Origin of the sequence: Corynebacterium lowii (assembly GCF_001412085.1) — a bacterium.
GTDB classification, from domain to species: domain Bacteria; phylum Actinomycetota; class Actinomycetes; order Mycobacteriales; family Mycobacteriaceae; genus Corynebacterium; species Corynebacterium lowii.
In genome coordinates this window covers 218625-238703 of sequence record NZ_LKEV01000001.1, presented here as the reverse complement: position 1 = coordinate 238703, position 20079 = coordinate 218625, and the positions used below count along the sequence as shown (strand labels likewise).

The 20079-nt window shown below is 63.6% G+C and carries 16 protein-coding genes and 1 tRNA gene; 3 read left to right on the top strand and 14 right to left on the bottom strand.

Annotated features, from left to right (window positions below):
• Position 1: 1 nt before the first annotated feature.
• The 3 genes from casB to cas3 are packed head-to-tail and all read right to left on the bottom strand — an operon-like array spanning position 2 to position 4975.
• Positions 2-613 carry a type I-E CRISPR-associated protein Cse2/CasB gene (gene casB / locus Clow_RS01105; protein ID WP_055175101.1) on the bottom strand — a complete coding sequence of 204 codons (612 nt, stop codon included), beginning with the start codon at positions 611-613 and terminating at the stop codon, positions 2-4.
• Positions 603-2255 (bottom strand): type I-E CRISPR-associated protein Cse1/CasA, encoded by a 1653-nt coding sequence (gene casA / locus Clow_RS01100; protein WP_055175099.1) that lies wholly within the window; start codon positions 2253-2255, stop codon positions 603-605. Before casA ends, casB begins: the two co-directional genes overlap by 11 nt.
• On the bottom strand, positions 2252-4975 hold the full coding sequence (cas3, locus tag Clow_RS01095; RefSeq protein WP_211256906.1) for a CRISPR-associated helicase Cas3': 2724 nt from the start codon (positions 4973-4975) through the stop codon (positions 2252-2254). Before cas3 ends, casA begins: the two co-directional genes overlap by 4 nt.
• 274 nt (positions 4976-5249) lie before the next feature.
• Here cas3 and Clow_RS01090 point away from each other — a divergent pair, with 274 nt between their 5' ends.
• Positions 5250-5609 carry a hypothetical protein gene (locus Clow_RS01090; protein WP_055175096.1) on the top strand — a complete coding sequence of 120 codons (360 nt, stop codon included), beginning with the start codon at positions 5250-5252 and terminating at the stop codon, positions 5607-5609.
• Here Clow_RS01090 and gluQRS read toward each other — a convergent pair.
• On the bottom strand, positions 5606-6553 hold the full coding sequence (gluQRS, locus tag Clow_RS01085; RefSeq protein ID WP_055175093.1) for a tRNA glutamyl-Q(34) synthetase GluQRS: 948 nt from the start codon (positions 6551-6553) through the stop codon (positions 5606-5608). The genes Clow_RS01090 and gluQRS overlap by 4 nt on opposite strands.
• 270 nt (positions 6554-6823) lie before the next feature.
• On the bottom strand, positions 6824-7570 hold the full coding sequence (locus tag Clow_RS01080; protein WP_055176213.1) for an amidohydrolase family protein: 747 nt from the start codon (positions 7568-7570) through the stop codon (positions 6824-6826).
• 276 nt (positions 7571-7846) lie between these two features.
• On the opposite strand from Clow_RS01080, the gene Clow_RS01075 reads away from it, so the two are divergent.
• A complete protein-coding gene (locus Clow_RS01075) occupies positions 7847-8506 on the top strand; it encodes a queuosine precursor transporter (RefSeq protein WP_370871884.1) in 660 nt (219 codons plus the stop codon).
• Here Clow_RS01075 and Clow_RS01070 read toward each other — a convergent pair.
• The 7 genes from Clow_RS01070 to Clow_RS01040 form a co-directional block, all read right to left on the bottom strand.
• Positions 8484-10187, bottom strand: coding sequence for an MFS transporter (locus Clow_RS01070; RefSeq protein WP_245625657.1), 1704 nt, complete (start codon positions 10185-10187; stop codon positions 8484-8486). The genes Clow_RS01075 and Clow_RS01070 overlap by 23 nt on opposite strands.
• 27 nt (positions 10188-10214) lie before the next feature.
• Entirely contained in the window at positions 10215-11474 is a 1260-nt protein-coding gene (gene tgt, locus Clow_RS01065; RefSeq protein WP_055175091.1) for a tRNA guanosine(34) transglycosylase Tgt, read from the bottom strand.
• Entirely contained in the window at positions 11467-13992 is a 2526-nt protein-coding gene (locus Clow_RS01060; RefSeq protein WP_055175090.1) for an MMPL family transporter, read from the bottom strand. The genes tgt and Clow_RS01060 overlap by 8 nt, the downstream gene beginning before the upstream one ends.
• 478 nt (positions 13993-14470) lie before the next feature.
• A tRNA-Ser gene (locus tag Clow_RS01055) sits at positions 14471-14561 on the bottom strand.
• A 48-nt stretch (positions 14562-14609) separates the two neighbouring features.
• Positions 14610-14810 (bottom strand): CsbD family protein, encoded by a 201-nt coding sequence (locus Clow_RS01050; protein WP_055175086.1) that lies wholly within the window; start codon positions 14808-14810, stop codon positions 14610-14612.
• Between the two features lie 232 nt (positions 14811-15042).
• The gene (locus Clow_RS01045) at positions 15043-15474 is read right to left on the bottom strand and encodes a nucleoside deaminase (RefSeq protein WP_055176202.1); all 432 of its coding nucleotides are present in this window, start codon (positions 15472-15474) and stop codon (positions 15043-15045) included.
• A 41-nt stretch (positions 15475-15515) separates the two neighbouring features.
• On the bottom strand, positions 15516-16001 hold the full coding sequence (locus Clow_RS01040; RefSeq protein ID WP_055175083.1) for a tRNA adenosine deaminase-associated protein: 486 nt from the start codon (positions 15999-16001) through the stop codon (positions 15516-15518).
• 38 nt (positions 16002-16039) lie between these two features.
• On the opposite strand from Clow_RS01040, the gene Clow_RS01035 reads away from it, so the two are divergent.
• Positions 16040-17050, top strand: coding sequence for a prephenate dehydrogenase (locus Clow_RS01035; RefSeq protein WP_055175081.1), 1011 nt, complete (start codon positions 16040-16042; stop codon positions 17048-17050).
• A gap of 211 nt (positions 17051-17261) precedes the next feature.
• On the opposite strand, the gene Clow_RS01030 is transcribed toward Clow_RS01035, so the two are convergent.
• Complete coding sequence (locus Clow_RS01030) at positions 17262-18146, bottom strand: arginase family protein (protein ID WP_055175078.1); 885 nt, start codon at positions 18144-18146, stop codon at positions 17262-17264.
• 78 nt (positions 18147-18224) lie between these two features.
• Positions 18225-20006: a bifunctional metallophosphatase/5'-nucleotidase gene (locus Clow_RS01025; RefSeq protein WP_055175075.1), complete on the bottom strand. Its 1782-nt coding sequence runs from the start codon at positions 20004-20006 to the stop codon at positions 18225-18227.
• Positions 20007-20079: the final 73 nt, after the last annotated feature.

Here is a 20079-nt window from a genome sequence, read left to right as displayed (position 1 = left end):
TCTAAGAGTTTTCAGAGGTGGGTTCCTGGGCCGGGATACGGGAGAAGTCCCGGCCCCAGCGCAGCAGCGTTTTTTGTCGATATTTCGGGTTATCCAGGGCCCGCAGATCAGCGGCGAACTGCCCGTAGTCAAAGCCCAGCTTCTCGCCGCGCAGCAGGGTAATAATCGAGCGCATGTGCTCCAGGCGGGACCGGGAATGCTGCGCCAGCACCAGGGCATCAAAACGCGGCTTAAACGATTCCGATTCCGTGCGCTGGTACAACTGCCCACAGGCCCGCGCGAAGGAATGATCCCTCACGTGCATGGCAGCGCGCGTACCTTGCATGTGCAGGGCAAAAAACGTCAGCGCGTGATAGGCCGCGCTTTCCGACGCCGTAACGGCATCGCCCTTGCCCAGCAGCGACTCATCCAGGGGTTTTTCCAGCGTGAGCAACACCCGAGACAATCCCAGGGGATCGCTTTCCGGCGGCCGGCCCGCGTTGCGCCGCAACTGCGCCAGCACCCCCCGGGCGCGGGCCTGATCCCTTTCACCGCGCTCCCCAAATATCTGCGCCTGGAGCACCGTAGTGGTCAACCCCACGGCCTGAGCCAAATTATCTTCCTTATTCTCCATCTTTCCTCCTTTCCCGCTGGGTGGCGGGAAGAGTCTCGTCGAGCTTTTTATGCAGAGCCCGCCAAGCCGTAGCCGCCGAGCGGATATAGGGCTTCCCGCCCTCCGAGGCCGGGGCGGCCTCCCGCCCAATCAACGTTTGCGGGCTCACTCCCTTGAGAAACACCAAGGCATTCTCCTCCACCCGCGCCCGCACGTACTCTTGCCACTGCTTTTCGTGTTCAGCCACGTCTCCATCGGCCAACTTCCCCAGCCACTGCCTAAAGGGAAGTTCCAGGCGGCTGAGCAGAGTATCGGTGGGTGCACTCTGGAACTCGTATTCTCCCCCCGCAGCCACCAGGAGCTGCCCAGCAAAGGAACCTAGGGCGATGGCGGCGTCGGCCGTGGCTTTGGCGTTATCGAGCAACAAGCGGCGTTGTTCGCCTGCCTCGAGGCGCAGCAGGCTCACCGGAATCTCAATCCGGCTGCTCACCACCTCTGCCGCCGAGGAGGCCTGCGGCCCATAGGCCACGGAGACCATCTGGAGGTTCGCCCATTCGGGGGCTATATCCAGATTGTTTAACTCCGCCAATTGAGTCAGCGTGCCCGGACGAACAGGAGCCACGTTCTTATCATCAAAGCCGGGGTCTCCTTCCAAGGCGATGAGGGGTTCTAGCGAGCGCCACATGGTGCGGGTGACGTCGAAAGGCCGCGGATAGTGCACCGTATGGCCCTTCTTAGACTTGTTGGCGCTGTATCGGTAAGGCGTCATCGGATCGCCCATGATGTTCGCCCCGGCCTCCGGGATGCGGTCGCCGTTGCTCACCAGCACTTCGGTCACCCGCTCGCCGTCGTGGAAGAGCCGCACCCGGCGCGCCTGCCAGGTGGCGAGGTCGGCGGGACCGGTGGGGTACACGGCGTCGGCCTCGGGCTTGCGCTGAGCGGCGTTATCGGGGCGTCGTTCCCAGGCGGCGGAGTCCCCCTCGGTGAGCAGACATTCCTCGGTGGTGTTGAGCACCAGGGTTTCGCGCAAAGTATTTCCCAGCAGAACCGTGCCGCCGGTCATACCCGTCCAGCCGGTGCCGATGGGATAGCCCTTACCACCCTTCACGCGGGGATCGCCCACCGCGCCGGACTTGATGCCGGAGTAGTCATAGGCCTGGGTGTAGATGAGCCAGCGAGCGGCCTCGGCAAAGCTCAGCGTGGTGCGAGCCTGGCCGGCCCTCATGGTGAAGTACTCGTCCTCGGCCTCGGGCACAATGCGGCGGGCCTCCAAGCGCGCGTTCTTAGAAGTATGGAGGCCTGCCACCTGCATAAAGGGGGTCTCCGGGTGAAGGAGGTCAAAGCGATCTCGGTGGCGCTCTAGGTAGTCGAGCACCACCTCATCAACCCCACCCTCTGAGGCCTCCGGCCAGGCTTCCTTAAACCACTCATCGTGTTCATGGGATTGCCCACGCGCCACCGTGACCTTCTCACGATGCGCCCGCCAATAGATCGCCAGGAGCACGCGCAGCACGGCGTAGTCCTGAGGAGGGGAATCGCCCCGCAGGTTAGCCACCGCGTGTTCCCCGTCGAAGATCTGCCTGATGCTCAGCAGCGTTTCCGTACCATCGCCCAGCACGCAGGCGATCCAGGGTTCATCGAGCAACTGAAAAGTATCCGTCACCGGCCCTGCCCCTCCTTGTCACGTTTTTCCTCCAAACCCAACTCCGTGGAATAGCGCAGCCGGGTACCTGCCAGGTCCGCCTCGCAGTTCTCGTTCAGCACCAGCGCCACCTGCCCTTTGAGCAGATAACTCTGCGCCCAACCCACCGGAGTCTCCTGCTCTAACTGGTCAATCACGCGAGTAAAATCCCTCTCGCGCTTGGTTAATCGCCCCGGAAGCCTTACAGTGTTACCGGCCAACCTTCTGGATAGGGGGTAATCGGGGGTATCCCCTTCAGCTATGTCGGCCCCCTCATACCCCAGGGGCCGGTAGCCATATTCCGTACCGATAATCGGAATGACCTCTACGGTGGGGGCGGCATCGCGCACCTGAGCCAGACCCGCCTCCTCTTTCTTGCGCGCCCTATTCTTGGCATAGCGAACAAAAAGAGAGTGATACTTTCCAGCCAGGGCAATCCCCGGCACCTGATAGGTACCAGCCCGGCCCTCCGAGCGCTCGCGCTCCGCCTCACTCTCCCCCACCGCCTTCTCCCAGGCCTCCCGCCACACCTCCGGCACCTCAAGGTCCGCAGAGTAGGTGGCGTGCACCAACGGGGCGATGTCGTCGGGGCGTCGCAAGCCGTGGGCGAGCACACGATCTTCCAGCACGGCCATCGTGGCCAGCAGAATCTTCGAGTCATAAATCGCCGCCGTGCCGCGCTCGAACACGGGCACCGGGGAGCGCTCTTCAATGCCACGGATCAGAACCCGCGGCTCGCGCAGGTGCTCCGGGCGATCCTCCGCCGGGCGACCGTGGCGATGCAGGCGCCCCACACGCTGAATGAGCAGGTCCATCGGAGCGACGTCGGTAATCAGCAGGTCCACATCAATATCCAGGCTCTGCTCCACCACCTGCGTAGCCACCACAAAACGCCGCTCAGGCCGCCCCTCACCCCGGTGTGCCCGCGGCCCAAGCGCGGCGCGCAGCGCATCCTCCTTCTCCGCGCGATCCGAGGCCATAAAGGCCGCGTGATGGAGTTCCACCTCGCCCGGAAAATGCTCACTCAGCAGCGAATACGTCTCCTGCGCGCGCCGAATCGTATTGCACACCACCAGCACACACCCGCCACCCTCCAGGTGCGGGATAAGGGCGGCCGGGGCGTCGTCGATAAGCTCCACCTGGGCGTGCAGCTCCGTGGGGCGCGCGGGCACCTCGTACTCCCGCATGCCCCGCTTATCGACGACCGTGAGCAGCGGGTATCCCGTCCCCTCCGCCGGGGTATCGCCATAAGCGCGGGCGAGTGCGCTCTTCTGCTCGACGGGGAGCGTCGCACTCATCAGCACCACCGAAGCCCCGTAAGCCTGGAGCCATTCGAGGGCCTTGTGCAGATAGGAGCCCATATATGCGTCATACGCGTGCACCTCATCCACGATGATGACTTTGCCCGCCAAGCCCAGGTGACGCAGCATAGAGTGCTTAGCCTGAAGCGCGAGCATGAGCACCTGATCCACCGTGCACACCACGAAGTTAGAGAGCACCCCGCGCTTGTTGCCCTTGAGCCACTGGGTAGCCACCACCTCACCGTGACCCCCGGCCTCCTCCTCGATGCTGTGCAGCGGCAGGCGCTGATACTCCGCCGAGAGCGCGCTCTTGGAATGGCCCAGATACATGGAGGTGACCTCGCCGGAAACGGTGCCCGCCCAATCCAGCACGCGCTCGAAGAGGCCATTGGCCGTGGCCATCGTAGGCGCAGCGAACACCGCGCCCTGAGCACCCGTGCGGGCCGCGATGATGTGCGCGGCGGCGAGCGCGGTTTCCGTTTTCCCCTCGCCCGTGGGAGCCTCCACGATGATGAGGCACGGGCCGTCTACCTCGTCCAGCGCCTGTACAATGGCCTTTTGAATCGGGCGCGCCCCGAAGTGCTCGGGCCAGCCGAAGGTGGCGCGATAGTAGGCGTCAATGAGGTCCTCACTACCCAGTTCCGGAACCTCACCCCGCCACGGGCCGGTGAGAACCACAGCCTCCATGCCGTTATTAACGCGCTCCTCCTGGGTGGTGGTGATGGCCATAGGGAAGGCTTCGGCGTTAGAGGCGATCCAGTCCGCCATAATCACCAGGCCCGTGATGAGCTGCTGGGTGCGGGTGTCCAGGCGCTTGGTTTTGGCCAGGATCTCCGTAGTCATGCCCGTGGCCTGGGTCATGGCCTCCATGAGTTCATTCTGGGCCTGGTGCCAGGGTTCGGGATGTCTTTCTATGATGCCTTTGGCTGCTTGGAGCGTCACAGGGTCGGTGGCGATGCCATGGTGGGCGCCTGGGATCTGGGCTAGGGATTGGGCTACTTTTCCGTCTATCCCCTGCTCCCACAGCCAACGCCCCACGATCACCTCGGAGGCCAGGGCGTGCGGGAGCTTCTCCTTTGTGCTCCGTTGAACCGGCAAGAAACCCGCCTCGCGGACACCCTCCACGATGTGTGCACACTCTGGGCGGGGTTCGATTTGGTATTGGAAAAAACTTGTCGCCTTGCCAAGATCATGACATCCAGTGAGCCACGCCACAAGAATCTTGACTTCTTTCCCCGCAAGCCCCGTCCCCTCCGCAATCCGAGCTTTGAGAACCGGAGCCAGCCACCCTTCCCACAGGCGCTCCGCTACACACGCGGAGTCAAGTAAGTGCTGCGGGAGGCTGAGCCAGCCGGTTTCATCACCAGACTTGGCCCAGAGGGCTGTGACCTGTGGATTCATTACCTGTATGATACTATCATAGTCCATACCATCGTTCATCATGTGGCACAGCATACATTAAATAGATGCCGGGGGCAACTTCGTATCAAACAGCAAAAAATCGACATTTTTATTGCTCTTAACTTGACTATTAAATAGAATGACTTAACGCCCGGGTCCCGGACCGTCCGGGGTGAGCCTAGTCAAGTTCTTGAGCAGTCAAATTGTCGAGAACGCTCCCCGCACCAGCGGGGCTTCCCAAAGGCTCCCCGGGCCCCTCTTCAAGGATTTCTCTATGAAAGTCACGGAACAACAACCCGGTCTCAGCCGGGTCCCCACCGATAAGGAAGAAGTCTCTCCCTCCTACTACGTGTTCTTCTGGGAGCGCGAGGAATATTGGGAGCATGACCCCTTAGACGAGGTTTCCTACAAGCGCACCTCCTACCTCATCGAAGGCGCCCGCTCCATCATCGAGGCCGAGGATTGGCGCCGCACCAACGCCAAGGGCAGAATCTCCGCACTCCTCCTTCCCGTGAAGCACACGTCAGACTACGACAACCGGGAATACACCCGGCTCATTCTCCTCAGCGGGGCATATGTGAGCACCCCGGAGTACACCGGTGGCTTCACAGCCGAGTTCCATCCACCCCATTAACTTCCCCACACCCACGCCTCCCGCGGCACCAACCCCGGCTCGAACTTCTCGGCCAGGCCCGCCAGGGAATCACAGCCCTCTACCCCCACGGACTCCGCAAGGCGCGTGACTACCTGGGCCACGGGGGCGTCGGCAAGCATCTCCCGGAGGGTCACGGCGCCGTCGCGTTTAGCGAGCCGTTTACCCGTGGGGCCGAGTACGAGCGGGACGTGCACGTACCCCGGCTGCGGCAGCCCCAGCAGGTGCGCCAGGTAGGCCTGGCGCGGCGCGGAGGAGGCGAGGTCATCGCCGCGCACCACCTGGTCGATGCCCGCAGCGACGTCGTCCACCACCACGGCGAGGTTGTAGGCCCAGTCCGGCTGCTGGCCGCCGCGGCGCAGGATGAAATCGTCCACCTCGCCGGTGAAGGCGCCCAGGAAACCATCGTTTACCTGCCATTTCTCCACCTCGGCGCGCAGCCGCAGCGCGGGCACCCGCCCCTGCGCCAGCAGCTCCCTGCGACGCCACTCCCGCTCCCCCTCGGGCAGGTCGCGGCAGGTGCCGGGGTAGCGGCCGGGGATGGCGTGCGGGGCGCGGGCGGCCTCCTGAATATCCTTGCGCGAGCAATAACACTCGAACACGCGCCCGCGCTCCGTCAGCGCCCGCAGCGCGGCCTCATAGGCGCTGGTGTTATCGGACTGGTAGGTGGGCGCGGCGTCGAAGGTCAGCCCCAGCGCCGCAAGGTCCTCGATCTGCCGCTGCGCGCTCTGCGCCGAGGAACGCTGCGTATCAATATCCTCCACCCGCAGGTAGAAGCGCCGCCCCGTGTGCCGCGCATACAGCCACGCCAGCACGGCGGTGCGCAGGTTGCCAAAGTGCAGGTCCCCGCTTGGCGACGGCGCGTACCGCCCCGCCCCCCGCTCATGGTGCTCCAGGGGGCCCGGCTGTGATTCCTTGGCTGCCATATCCGTGAGGATACTGGGTTCCTTTTGTTGTGTTCCTTGTGTGGTGCCGGGTGCGGGGCTGGCGGCCCTGTTTTGTCCTGCGGCGTCGGCACCGATCCCGGCACCAAGGGGTGCCAGTGGCGGGGTCGGGACGTCGATCGTGGGGGCAGTGGCACCCCTTGGTGCTGTGTCGGGTGATTCGAAGCGTGCTTTCGGTGTCCCCTCCAACACGTAGGGGTGTCATTGCGGTCCGAACAGCAAAGTAAACCCGTCTAACGGCACCCCTTGGTGTTAGCGCAGGTACCAATCTGCGGCGTTATTCCAGAACACGTCCTCCACCTGCTCCTCATCAAGGGCATCACAGATCAATGCAAAATCGGTGTCCTGGAAAGGGCGGCGGGCACGGGTTGAGGGAAGATCGGTGCCAACCATCAACGCGTGAGGATTGGCCTTCACTATTTCCTTGATTGCTTTCGTGGGATCGAGCTCAATGCGTCCAAAACCAGTCGCCTTCACCTTCATTCCCCGTTCCACCAAGGCGAGCAAGGAGAGCAGCCCCTCCTCGTGTAGACCCAGATGATCCACGCTGACCGCAGGCAATGCTGACACCACGGGCATGATCTCCGGCAATTCTCGCGCGTCTATGTACAACTCCGTGTGCCAACCCACCAGGTCGTAGACGCGCCTCGCCAAACGATCTAAGTCCTCCAACGACGCCGAGCCTCCTCGACGCACATTGAAACGCACTGCTCGCACACCGTGCCGATGGAGTTCAAGAATCTTCTCATCCTCAGTATCGGCCGGTATCTGCGTAACACCCACATAATGAGGTCCCAAAGCCTCCAGGGCTGCAATCAAATACCCCTGGTCAAAGCCCTGGAACGAGCCCGAAACCACCGCACCACCACTCACCCCAAGGTCAGCAATGCGCTCCTGATATTGGGTCACCCCAAAGGGATCAGGCAAATAACCGTTATTCTCCTGTAGCGGAAAATCGGGGTCAATGATGTGAAAATGAGCATCAAAAACGCGCTGGATCTTCATTTTTCTCACCCTACAGGGTGCCAGTAGGAGGGGTCGGGGCGTCGATAAGCGGGAAGTGGCACCCCAACGTGCCGCTGCCTTGCTGCGCCCAACCCCAAGGGGTGACACCTCCGCCCCACCAGACCACATCAACCCGGTAGTGGCACCCCTAAGCGCCACCAGCCCCCAACAACACACACCACCCGCCTCTCCCAACCCCAAAGGGTGCCACTACCCCCTCGCAACCCATTCATCCCCCACCACTGGCACCCCTATGGCAGCATGAGAGCCGTGACAGACTCAACAAACCCCAGGTTCATTCCGGTGCAGCGCTCGCTGTACCCGGTGATCGTGACGCTCTTCGTCACGGTTTTTCTCATCTCCAACATCACCGCCACCAAGGGAGTGGCGCTCGGGCCGCTCATCACGGACGGTGCGTTTTTCCTCTTCCCCCTGGCCTACGTGCTAGGCGATGTCCTCGCGGAGTGCTACGGGTTCCGGGCCTCGCGGCGGGCGATTCTCACGGGGTTTGGGGCCACACTGTTAGCGGTGATCTCCTTTTATATCGCCATCGCGCTACCGGCGGCGGAGTTCTACGAAAATCAGGAGGAGTTCTCCCTGGTTCTGGGCCTGGTGCCGCAGATCGTGCTGGCCTCCCTAGCGGGTTATCTGGTGGGCCAGTTGCTCAATTCCTATGTACTGGTGGCCCTCAAGCGCCGCACGGGGGAGAAGAAATTGTGGGCGCGGCTGCTGGGCTCCACGGTGGTGGGAGAGTTTGGCGATACATTGCTGTTTTGCCTTATCGCCGCCCCGGTCATTGGCATTAGCACCTGGGGCGATGGGTTGAATTACCTCATCGTGGGCTTTGCCTGGAAAACCGGCCTGGAGGTCATTCTCCTGCCGGTCACGTATGCCGTTATCGGGTGGATTAAACGCCGCGAGAATTATTAAGGCGCTGGCGAGCGCGGGCCACCAATTCCGCGCGGTCCACGGGGGCGATGCTCGCGGGAACGGGCACCGAGGGAATCTCCACGGGCTCAAGCTCGGTGGAACCGGAAGTGGAACGGGAGCCCGCTTCCTCCACAGAATCACCCTCCACCCGAATATCCTTTTCCCGGATAAAGAGCACGCAGGCCAAAGCCCCCACCACGGCAAAAACGGCCGCCATGATGAAGATACCGTGAAGTCCCTCCACAAAGACCTCGCGGGCAAGGTCGCCTAATTGCGGGGCAAACTGGTCCACCAGGTCAAAGCGCCCGCCCTCGGTGGCGGTGATGATCTGCTCGGGGGCACCCTCCATGCCGTCCTCGATGTGATTGGCCAGGTAGGCGCCGTAGAGGGCCACGCCAAAACTGGTGCCCAGCGGCAGGGAGGTATTGGCGATACCGGAGGCGGTACCCGTCTTTTCGCGGGGCACCACGGAAACCGCCAGGTCCATGAGGTGCGGCAGCATGATACCGGTGCCAATACCAATGACCACGTAGGAGGGCACCAGGGCGGGCCAGCTGGAATCGGGCTGCACCATGAGCCCCAGGAGCAGGCCCCCTGCCACGATAATCATGCCGAGCGCCTGCACGAAGCCCAGCCGCATGACCTTGCCCAGCGCCAGACCCACGGCGGAGAAAATCACGATCGGCCCGGCTAGGGTGGTGGATACGTAGCCCACTTCCAGGGCGGAAAGGCCCACGTGCCCGGAAAGCCAGAGCACGATAAAGGGCATCATGCCGAAGCTGAAAAGGCGCGCCGCAAAGGCGGAGAAGGCCACGGTGGAGAAGGAGGGAATGCGGAAGAGGCGAATATCAATCATCGCGGAATCGCCCTTGGAGGTTTGAATCCAGGCGAGGATCACCGCCAATTGCGCCGCCGCCGCGAAGCTCAGAATTACTAGCCAATCCGTCCAGCCTCGCTCGGGGCCGGAGATAATGCCGTAATTAAGGCTAAAGAGCATGCCCGCCGCGATAATCGTGGAGGGGACGTCGATGGGCGGCATTTCTGTATTTCCGGCCTCGCGTTCCCGCTTGTGAAGATCGGGAATGAAAATCAGCGTGGCCAGCAGCACAAAAACGCCGATGGGAATGTTAATGGCAAAAATCCATTCCCATTGGCCGTGCTCTACCAGCGCGCCGCCCACCAGCGGCCCCACCGCCGAGGCCGCCGCGGAAAGGCCCATCAAAATGGCGATGGCCTTGGTGCGCTGCTCCTTTTCCGCAGGGGAGAAGGCGTCGGAAAGCAAGGGCACCGAGGTACCAAAAACCAGCGCGCCACCGGCGCCCTGCACCGCGCGGGCGGCGATGAGCATGGTTTCTGAGTCCGCGCTCATACAGGCTATCGACGCCCCCAGGAACAGCACGTGACCGATGAGGAAGATGGAGCGCCGCCCGATGAGGTCGGAGATGCTGCCCACGCTGAGCATGAGCGAGGCGAAAGCCAGGGAGTAGGCGTTAATCACCCATTGACCGCCCGAGAGGCTCAGTTGCAGGTCCTCCGAGATGGCGGGCAGGGCGACGAGCACGATGGTGATGTCCAGGGTCATCATCACCGCGGAGATGGTGGATACCGTGGTAGACCACTTCTTCGGTGACGCCGCCGGGGCACCGGAGCGGCGGTGCTTACCGCCCTGGACTGTACTCATTGTCTGGTTGGCCACCTGCGCATTTTCTCACACGGCGCGGGTTCCTTGGTAATAACGGCCCAGGAACTCATCGCGGTAGGCCTCATAATCCCCGGCCTGGATCGCGGCGCGGATATTATCCACCAGCCCTACCATGAAGGCGAGGTTATGCATGGTGCACAGGGTTCCGGCTAGGAACTCCTTGGCCTTGAGCAGGTGGTGGATATAGGCGCGGGAATAATTCTGGGAGACGTAGCCGCCGAACTCCTCGTCAATGCCCTTGAAGTCGCGCTTGAAGCGGGCGTTGGTGAGGTTCAGGCGGCCATCCAGGGTGTACACGCCACCGCGCCGCCCCAGGCGGGTGGGGGCCACGCAATCGAAGGTATCCGCGCCCGCCTCGATGGCGGTAAAAAGGTCGTCTGGCTCGGAGATACCCAGCAGGTGCCGGGGTTTGTGCTGGGGGAGCTCGTCGCAGACCCAGCCCACGATAGTGCCCAGGTTCTCCTTTTCCAGGGCGCCGCCAATGCCAAAGCCCCCGAAACCGCGCTTACCTTGGGCCTCGGCGGCGTCGGAAAGCGACACCAGATCGCGGGTGGCCTTGCAGCGCAGGTCCTCGTACTGCGCGCCCTGCACCACGCCCCACAGCGATTGCTTAGGCTTGTCCGGACGGGCCAGGGTGAGGCGATGGTGTTCATCGAGGCAGCGCTGCGCCCAGCGCGTGGTGCGCACCAGGGATTCCTCCTGGTAAGCCCTGCTATCGACGAGCGTCGTGAGCTCATCGAAGGCAAACATGATGTCCGCACCCAGGTGGTGCTGGATTTGCATGGAAACCTCGGGGGTAAAGCGGTGCGCCGAGCCGTCGATGACGGACTTGAAATCCACGCCGTCCTCATCCACCTTGGCCAGGCGCTCCTTCTTGGCGGCGCGCACGTCCTCCTTGGTGAGGTTGGCCACGTCCATCGCCAGTACCTTTTTAAAGCCCACGCCCAGGCTCATCACCTGGAATCCACCGGAATCGGTGTAGGTGGGGCCGTGCCAATTCTCAAAGGCCGCCACTCCCCCGGCCTCGTCCACGATCTCCGGGCCGGGCTGCAAATACAGGTGGTAGGCGTTGGAGAGGATCGCCTGGGCGCCCGTCTCCCGAATCTGCTCCGGGGTGAGCGTTTTCACCGTGGCCTTGGTGGCCACCGGGATGAAGGCCGGGGTGGCAATATCCCCGTGCGGGGTGTGAATCACGCCCGTGCGGCCATGCTTGCCCGGCTGGTCATTATCCAGGCGGGTACCCACCTCAAAGAAAAGATCACTCATGCTTAGCCAATACCTTTTTCTCTAGAGCCGAACCCTCCACGTCCAAGGAGGGCATGATCCTATCCAACCAGCGCGGAATCCACCAGGTAGCCCGCCCCAGCACGAACATCGAGGCGGGGGCGAGTGCCATGCGGATAAAGAAGGCGTCAAAAAGCACGCCCATGCCCAGCGCAAAGCCGAAGATCTGAATGAACGGCAAGGGCTGGTCGATGAAGGCCACGAACACCGCGATCATAATGAGCGCCGCCGCCGTGACCACGCGCGCGCCCTGGGCAAAGCCCTCCACCACGGACTCCTCCACCGCCGTGTACTCCGAGTGAGAGACCCCGCCGGAATGGGTGTAATGCTCGCGCATGCGGGTGACCAAAAAGACCTGATAATCCATCGCCAGGCCGAAGGTGACACCGATGAGGAAGATCGGCATGAAGGAAATCAGCGGCGCCGGAGTGCCCACCAGCCCCCACAGACCCTCCTGCCACACCAGTACCGTCACGCCGAAGGCCGCACCCACCGAAAGCAGGAATCCCAGGCCCGCCACCAGCGGCACCATCAAGGAACGGAACACCAAGAGCAACAGCACAATCGCCAGGCCCACCACAATGCTCAGATAGAGCGGCATGGCCCCAGCCAAGGTCTCCGTAATGTCCATCTGCACCGCGGTCAATCCCGTGAGACCCACCGTGGTGCCCGTAGCACCGGCGATCTGCTCCGCGCGCTCACGCAGCGCGTGGGAAAGCTGCACCGTCTCCTGATCCGCCGGGCCCGTGTACGGGGTCACCATGATCTGAGCGGCCGTGTAATCCTCATTAGCGCCTACCAACTGGGCATTCTTCACCCCCGCCATGCCATCGAGAGTATCCACCGTATAAATAAAGGAACTCAGCGCGGCGGCCCGCTGCGGATTCTCCTGCGCGGACTCCCCCTGCGCCGCCATGAAAGGCTGGAGCGCGGCGGACTGCGTGGACACCTCGTGAGCATCCACGATCATCAAGAAGGGCGAGTTCACGCCAGCGCCAAAGCCCTCCGCCATGAGGTCCGCGGACTTGCGCTGCGTGGTCTCCAGATTCGAGGTGGAATCCGAGGGCAGGGCCATCTCCAACTGCGTCACCGGGTACGTCAGCGCGCCCAGGCCCAGCACCACCACGGCGATGGTCAGGCCCGGCACCTTGTGGACGAAACGAACCCAGCGGCGGCCGAGGGAGTTGGCTGTGTTTTCTGTTCTTTCTGCTTCCTCGGTGCGGAGGCGGTGGCGGCCCTGGCCGCTGGCTTCCGACGCTCCCGTGAGGGTGGGGTTTACTTGGCCGGCATCGACTTGGGCAGTATTGGCTTGGGCGGCGCGGCGTCGGCCGTGAGGGGTGCCAGTGCGGGCTCGTTTATTCCCCGCCACCCCCGGAATGGCACCCGCAAAGGCCTTGTTCCCCACGATTCCCAGAAGCGCGGGCACGAGGGTGAGCGCCACCAAGAGCGCGGCGAAAACGGTAAAGGCCGCCAGCAAGCCCATCGCCGTGAGGAAGCCGATATTGGCCACAGCCAGGGCGGCGAGCGCCACGATCACGGTCACCGCTGCGAACACCACCGCGGTTCCCGCCGTCCCCACGGCCATACCGGCGGCCTCCTCGGGTTCCAGGCGGGCGCGTTCCGCGCGGTAACGCGCCAAGATAAAGAGCGCATAATCAATGCCCACCGCCAGGCCGATCATCACCGCCAAGGTGGGGGTGATGTTATTGAGTTCCACAAAGCGCGTGGTCAGCAGGATTCCCAGCACGCCAATGCCCACGCCGATCACGGCGGTAATCAGGGGCAGCCCGGCCGCCACCAGGGAACCGAAGGTGAAGATCAGCACCACAAAGGCCACGATGAGGCCGATCATTTCGCTGGAGGTCTTAATAGCGATGGGATCGCCAAAGCCCGCGCCACCGGCCTCTACTTGGAGACCCGCGGCGCGGCCCTTCTCCATCGCGGCCGTCACGGCATCGCGCTGCTCCTGGGTGACGTCCATCGAGGTTTCCACGTCCAGGGCAAAGGTGGTGTAGCCGATTTTTTCATCGGCGGAGAGCAGACTCAGATTCTCGGCATCTTTTTGGGCGCTTTCCTCCGGCAGGCCGGAATCCACGGAGGTCTGAATCACCTGTTCTTCCAGCTCTTTTGTTTTGGTCACGGGGTTACCAAAACGCTGGGTATCGGTGATGAGGTCGCCCAGGCCCTCGTCCAGGGAGGCGATCACACCGTCGATGGCCTTGGTGTTCTGTGGATCGGTGAGCTTCTGCCCCTCCGGCGCCTTAAATACCACGTTGATGGAGGCCGCGGTCACCGGATTTCCCTGTTCAGGGAAGTTTTCCACCAGCATGCGCGTGGCCTCAATCGAGGGCGAATTATTAATGGAGAACTGATTAGTAAAAGGGCGCATGAAGGACAGCGCCGCACCCGCCATCGCCACCAACACCAGCAGCCACGTGCACAGCACCCACCACTTCTTGCGAAACGACCAGCGGCCCAGCGAGTACAACAGTTCAGCCACGAACCTACGTTCCCTCCATCGATTAAAAGACTCCCCAAGTGTACTGAAGGGGTGCCACTTCGGCCCCGCCCGGCTTATCGACGCCCCGGTGGCACCCCTTGGCGCTGGGGTCCATGCGGGGTTCGTGCGGAATGGGCTCTCTCTGGGTGGGTTCCGGTGGATATGAAGTAGCGGGGTTCCGCCCAGGGGGCTGGCGCGCCTCCATCGGCGCTCACCTCTCCTCACCACGCCCGCCCCAACCCTAAGGGGTGCCAGTGGGAGGGGAAGCGGCGTCGATAAGCGGGCAGTGGCACCCCTTGGCGCTGCGACGCACCACCCACTCGGCCTCCCCGGCCTCAAGGGGTGCCACCTCCCCCGCAGCGGCCCTTCCCACCCCGTCAATGTCACCCCTTAGCGCAGGCGGAAAACCCCAGAAAGCCCGGAAACACTAAGAAACCCGCCCCCACGCAATCGCTTGCACGGGGGCGGGTTTCTTTTTTGGCGGTGGCGGCGGGATTTGAACCCGCGGTTGGGGGTTACCCAACACTCGCTTTCGAGGCGAGCACCTTCGGCCGCTCGGACACGCCACCGCGAGATAGGTTATCCGAGGCGATGGGCTAGCCCCAAATCAGGAGGTCTTAGTCCTTCTTAAAGGAACCCAGAACCTCGTTGGCCTTATCCTTGATGGCCTCGCCAGCCTCGGTGACCTTTTCCTTGATGTCGGACTTCACCTGGTCGGCCTTGCCCTCGTTCTCAAGGTCCTTGTTATCGGTGACGTCGCCTACGGTCTCCTTGGCCTTGCCAGCCAGGTCCTCTGCCTTATCCTGAAAATCGCTCATTACTTCTGCTCCTCTACTTTGTCCTTGGCCTCGGAGGCTGCATCGGCAGCCTTATCCTTAGCCTCGTTCAGCTTGTCTTTAGCATCATCTAGAAAACCCATTGTTCTCTCCTTTCGCTCCCTACCGAGCATAGGAGCGAATCATCTCGCTTCGCCACCATTGTTATCACTTTGTGATGGAAATTTTATTCGGCGCAGCCGCGCTGCTCAGCGTCACGGCTCAGCATCTCTGCTCAGCGCTGCTCCTCAAAAAACCGCGCCAGCATCTCCGCACACTCCTCTTCCAAGACCCCGCCGCGCACCTCGGGATGGTGCAATATCCCCCGGTCACGCACCACATCGAACACGGAACCACAGGCCCCGGTCTTGGGTTCATAGGCGCCAAAGATTAAGCGGCCCACCCGAGCCCCCAGCAGCGCGCCCGCGCACATGGTGCAGGGCTCCAAAGTAACCACGAGGGTGCAGTCGGTGAGTCGCCAGCCGTCGCCAAGCAGGCCAGCGGCCTGGCGGATCGCCAGCACCTCGGCGTGGGCGGTGGGGTCCCCATCCGCCTCGCGGCGGTTGGTGGCGGTAGAAAGTTCGTGGCCGTCGGGTCCAAGGATCACCGCGCCCACGGGAACGTCGCCGGGCGGGGTCGAATGCGCCACATCAAGGGCGCGGCACATCGCTTCTTCGGCGCCCAGCACGCCCACCGGAACTGGGAGGATCAACCTTCGAGGTCCACGGCGTCGATAAGCTCCGAGTCAAAGTCCAGCTCTTCGGCGATGCGGATGAGTTGTTCGGAGGCCCAGGCCTCGTCGTCGTCCGCAATCACGCCCATGACCTGCTCGGAGAGGCCGAGGTCGGCAAGGATGTCAAAGTCGCCGTCGGCCCAGGCGTCATCCTCGGCGGCGTCGTAAGGGATTTCGGCATCCATCTCGTCGAGCACGGAGGCGGCGAAGTCATCCTCGGTGGCGGCCACGGCGTCGGAAATGAGCAATTTCACGCGCTGGGGGGTGGGGCGCACGATCACAAAGTAATCGTCCTCCACGCAGAGCAGCGCGAAGGCCGGCCCCTCGCTGCGCAGGGATCGCACGGCGGTCACGGCGGCTGAGATGGTTTCAAAGTCGTCGTCGTATTCGCGCACCTGCCACTGGCCGCCCATGCGGGTGACCGTCACAGCAAAGCTCTCGCCGTAATCCTCGGATTCCATACTCCGTAACGGTAGTCGGAATGTGCCACACTTGTCAGGTGACCTCCACCATAATTTCTCGTCCCGTCTGCATCCTCGGCATCGGCCTCATCGGGGGCTCCCTCCTGCGCGACCTCCACGCCGCCGGGCACCCCGTGTACGGCTATAACCGCTCCCCCTCCGGCGCGCGCACCGCCACCAAGGAGGGCTTCGACGTGAGCGCCAACCTCCTCGACACGCTGCACCGCGCCAACGAAGAAGGCGCGCTCATCGTGCTCGCCACGCCGCTGCCCTCCTTCGGGGAAATCCTCGACGCCCTCAACGCCCACGCCCCGCGCTGCGGCTTCACCGACGTCGCCTCCGTGAAGTCGCGGGTCTATGAAATGGTGCGCGACCGCGGCATGGAAAGCCGCTACGTGGGCGGGCACCCGATGGCCGGCACCGCCCAATCCGGCTGGAAGGCCTCCCACGAGGGACTTTTCCGCTCCGCCGCGTGGGTTATCACCTTCGATCACGCCTGCGACGCCACCCCCACCCCCGAATGGGTGGAACTGTGGACCGACGTGGCCCGCATGATCGCCGCCGTGGGCGCCGAGGCCATCCCCGCGCGCGTGAGCAGCCACGACGCCGCCGTGGGCCGCGCCACCATCTCCCGCGGCTCCTTGGCCACCCTGGCGATCACCGGCGATAACGGCGGCGCGCTCGCCCTCTCGCTCGCGGCGGGCAGCTTCCGCGACGGCACCCGCGTGGCCGGCACCGCCCCCTCCCTGGTGCGCGCCATGTGCGAGACGAACTCCGAGGCCCTGGTAGACGCCCTCGACGAGGCACTGACCCTCCTCAACGACGCCCGCGCCCAACTCACCGGCGCCCACCCTCACATCCAGGAGCTTACCGACGCCGGTCACCGCTCCCGCGTGCGCTTCGAGGCCCGCTCCGGAGCCCTCAAAGACTCCGTGAGCCCCATCCGCATCTCCGCCCGCCCGGTGCTGCGCGTGCACCCCGGCGGGCCGGATTGGGAGCGCCAACTCATCCAGGCCGAATCCCTCGGGGCGCGGATCGAGGTGTTCTGAGCTGCTGGGGTTGCTGCGGCTGTGGCTGCGCTAAGGGGTGCCAGTAGGGGCTTATCGACGCCCCCACACCCCGAGGTGGCACCTCTTGGGGTTGAGGTCGGCGCAGATTTTTACAGCCCCCTCACTCTGGGCAGGGCCGCATGGCTCCGAGCAACGCCAAAGGGTGCCAGCGGGGGCGTCGAGAAGCGACAACCCCGGCCAGTGGCACCCCTTAGCGCTGGGTCAGCTCCCCCACGAACTGCTGCACCTCCAGCACCTCGCGGGGAATGAACTCCGCGATGGTCAGGCCCACCACGTCGGCGTTTTCTTGGAGGTCTTGGATGATCCGGTTCACTTGGTCCTTGGTCAGCCCGTCGGGAACCCGGCCCAGGCCCCAGGCGGCCTCGCGGCTGTCTATCACGTCCACATCCAGGTGGATCGCCACTTTGGTCGCACCGGTATGCGCCAGCCACTCCAGTAACTGAGCCGAGGTCTCGCGCAGGTGCTCGGGAGAAAAGGCGCGCAACCCCCACCGCGCCACGTTCTCGTAGGCGTCCGGTTCCCAATCGTGGAGGCCCACCAGAGCCACCTTCTGCGCGTCCACGGTGGCCGGCAGCGATTCCGCGATGCTCGGATCGCCGTGGCCGGTGAGCATGGACACCGCCATCGCGTGATAGCCGTTGTAAGCGGTGTCCTGGGTATCGGTATCCGGGTGCGCGTCCAGCCACACCACGGCCAGGTCATCCCCGTAACGCTGAGCCAGGGCGGCAAAGGGTGCCACACTCACCGAGCATTCCCCGCCCAAGGTGAGCACCCGATCCACCGCGCCCGCGCGCAGCGGTTCCAGCTTCTCCACGGCGTCGGAAAGCGCCCGCGTGATCTCCGCGCGCGATTCCACCCCCTCCGTCACCCCGGATTCCTCGGCGCTGACGCTCACCGTCGCCGTCGGGCCTTGGTGTGGCGGGAGAATCGCCTCCAGAACCCGGCTGCCCACCGCGTAGCCGCGGCGCCCGTATTCCATCGGAATCTCCGGCAGCAGCGCCGCCACGTTGTCCCGGCCGGCGCCTTGCCATTGCGGATATATCAGTCGAAGGGTTCGCTCATCATGCAGACTCATGGCACCCCAGCATAAGGGGTGCCACTGGCCAGGGTGTGAGCTTATCGACGCCCCCACTGGCACCCCTTGGAGCCTGCGCTACAACGTCACCGGAAGAGAAATGCGCGTTCCTGCGTCGGTGGTGATGGTGAGGTGCTGCTCTCCACGGAGGTTGGCCGGGATGGAGAGCTCCACGGTGGCCTTGCCGGCCTCACCGAAGTCGGGGTGCCCGAAATCCGGGTCGATGGGCGCGGTGACCTGGGAATCCCCGAGTTGCGCGGTGACGGTGGTGGCGGTTTCACCCTGGGAATAAATGAGCGAGGCCAGATCCAAGGTGACGGTGCTTCCCGGCTTCCACTCCCCGCGCGGGGTGACGGCCACGTTGGATTGCCCGGCGCGCGGCTTCAATCCGGGGTGGCTGCGCAGGTACTCGATGAAGGATTCCACGTCGATATAGCCCGTGGGCGCGAGGTCGGTGCCGCGAGTGAGCGCTTCAAACCCATCTCCGCCGCCGAGCAAGAAGGTAGAGCCCGCCACCACGTAGTCGCGGGCGGGGTCCAGGGGCGCGCCGTCGATAGTGATGGAAGTGACGCGGTCGCCGATGGGGCGGGCAGGATCGTAGGTGTAGCTCACGTTATCGCTCAGACCCAGGGAGAGGGCCGGGCGGGATTCCTGGGTCTGCCACTGCTGTTCCAGGGCCTCCTTGAAGTCCGCGCCCTTGAGGGTGGTGTAGGTGTTTTCGTTGCCGAAGGGCTGCACGGCAAAGGCGTCCGCGTAGGTGACCTCGCCGGCCTCTAGGTCGGCGCGCACACCGCCCGCATTCATCACGCCGATGTCGGCGGTGACATCGGTGTTCTTGGTGATTCCCTCGCGGGCCACCTCGGCCAGGAGGTTGTTCAGCTGGGATTCCACCGCACGGTTTTTACCTCGGTAGAAGGCGGTATCCACGGTGCTCACCACCTCTTTACCTTCCTCTGCTGCTTGGAGCTCGGCGGCGGATACCGTGGCGGCGATCTCGGGATTCGGCTGGTCGCAGGCCCGGATGGCATCGCGGTCGAGGAGATTCACGGCGTCGATATGCACCTGCTTGGTGGCCCTGTTCACGCTGAGGTCCACGTCCACCAGGTTGCGCCCGTACTGCCCGGCCTGAACGATGAGCGGGCCTTCTGCCGGGTCGTTGGGTTCTACCACCTGGTGCGTGTGACCGGGGAACACGATGTCCACGTTCTTAGACCACTGCTCGCCACCCTGCACACCCTCGTGGAGGAGAGCCACCACCACATCGGCTTGGCCCTCGTTGACCAGGGTGTCGGCGGTGAGGTTCACGGCGGCCACGGGATCGGCAAAGCTCACCCCATCCACGCCGTCGCCCGCCACCAACTGCGGGGTATCGGCCGTGACGGCACCGATGAGCGCCACGCGCACGCCGTCGATCTCACGGATGAGGAAGGGATCGAGCTGCTTCTTGGGTTCCTCGGCAGTGACATTGGCGCCGAGCACGGCGAACTCAGCGTTGGGGATCACCCGATCGGTCAGGTCCGCGTAGCCCTTATCGAACTCGTGATTGCCCACGGCGGTGGCGTCCAGACCCATCTGGTTAAGCACCTCGATGGTGGGTTCATCGCGCAGAATCGCGGAATTAAAAGGAGAGCCGCCGATATTATCCCCGGAGGACGTGAGCACGCGCGCCCCTCCCTCCGCCGCCCTATCCAGGGCGCAGGAGAGACGAGCGGCCCCGGGATCGTCCTTGGTCTCGGAAAAGTGCCCGTGGAAATCAGTAATATTCTGCACACTCAATCGCACCGGCTCATCCGCCCAGGCCGGCACGACGGGTGCCACCATGAGCGTGGAGGCCACAACAGCCACGACTTTATTTTTCATGCCCTCACCCTAAGCCACAGTCCAGGCAGTACGCAGGCGTGCCGGGATAAATTAACCGGGGTTTTACCTTCTG

What these genes read in the sequence shown, in the direction of transcription:
- casB (WP_055175101.1), bottom strand. Translation starts at nt 613, where the DNA reads ATGGAGAATAAGGAAGATAATTTGGCTCAGGCCGTGGGGTTGACCACT.
- cas3 (WP_211256906.1), bottom strand. Translation starts at nt 4,975, where the DNA reads ATGAATCCACAGGTCACAGCCCTCTGGGCCAAGTCTGGTGATGAAACC.
- Clow_RS01090 (WP_055175096.1), top strand. Translation starts at nt 5,250, where the DNA reads ATGAAAGTCACGGAACAACAACCCGGTCTCAGCCGGGTCCCCACCGAT.
- gluQRS (WP_055175093.1), bottom strand. Translation starts at nt 6,553, where the DNA reads ATGGCAGCCAAGGAATCACAGCCGGGCCCCCTGGAGCACCATGAGCGG.
- Clow_RS01070 (WP_245625657.1), bottom strand. Translation starts at nt 10,187, where the DNA reads ATGAGTACAGTCCAGGGCGGTAAGCACCGCCGCTCCGGTGCCCCGGCG.
- tgt (WP_055175091.1), bottom strand. Translation starts at nt 11,474, where the DNA reads ATGAGTGATCTTTTCTTTGAGGTGGGTACCCGCCTGGATAATGACCAG.
- Clow_RS01050 (WP_055175086.1), bottom strand. Translation starts at nt 14,810, where the DNA reads ATGAGCGATTTTCAGGATAAGGCAGAGGACCTGGCTGGCAAGGCCAAG.
- Clow_RS01045 (WP_055176202.1), bottom strand. Translation starts at nt 15,474, where the DNA reads ATGTGCCGCGCCCTTGATGTGGCGCATTCGACCCCGCCCGGCGACGTT.
- Clow_RS01040 (WP_055175083.1), bottom strand. Translation starts at nt 16,001, where the DNA reads ATGGAATCCGAGGATTACGGCGAGAGCTTTGCTGTGACGGTCACCCGC.
- Clow_RS01030 (WP_055175078.1), bottom strand. Translation starts at nt 18,146, where the DNA reads ATGAGTCTGCATGATGAGCGAACCCTTCGACTGATATATCCGCAATGG.
- Clow_RS01025 (WP_055175075.1), bottom strand. Translation starts at nt 20,006, where the DNA reads ATGAAAAATAAAGTCGTGGCTGTTGTGGCCTCCACGCTCATGGTGGCA.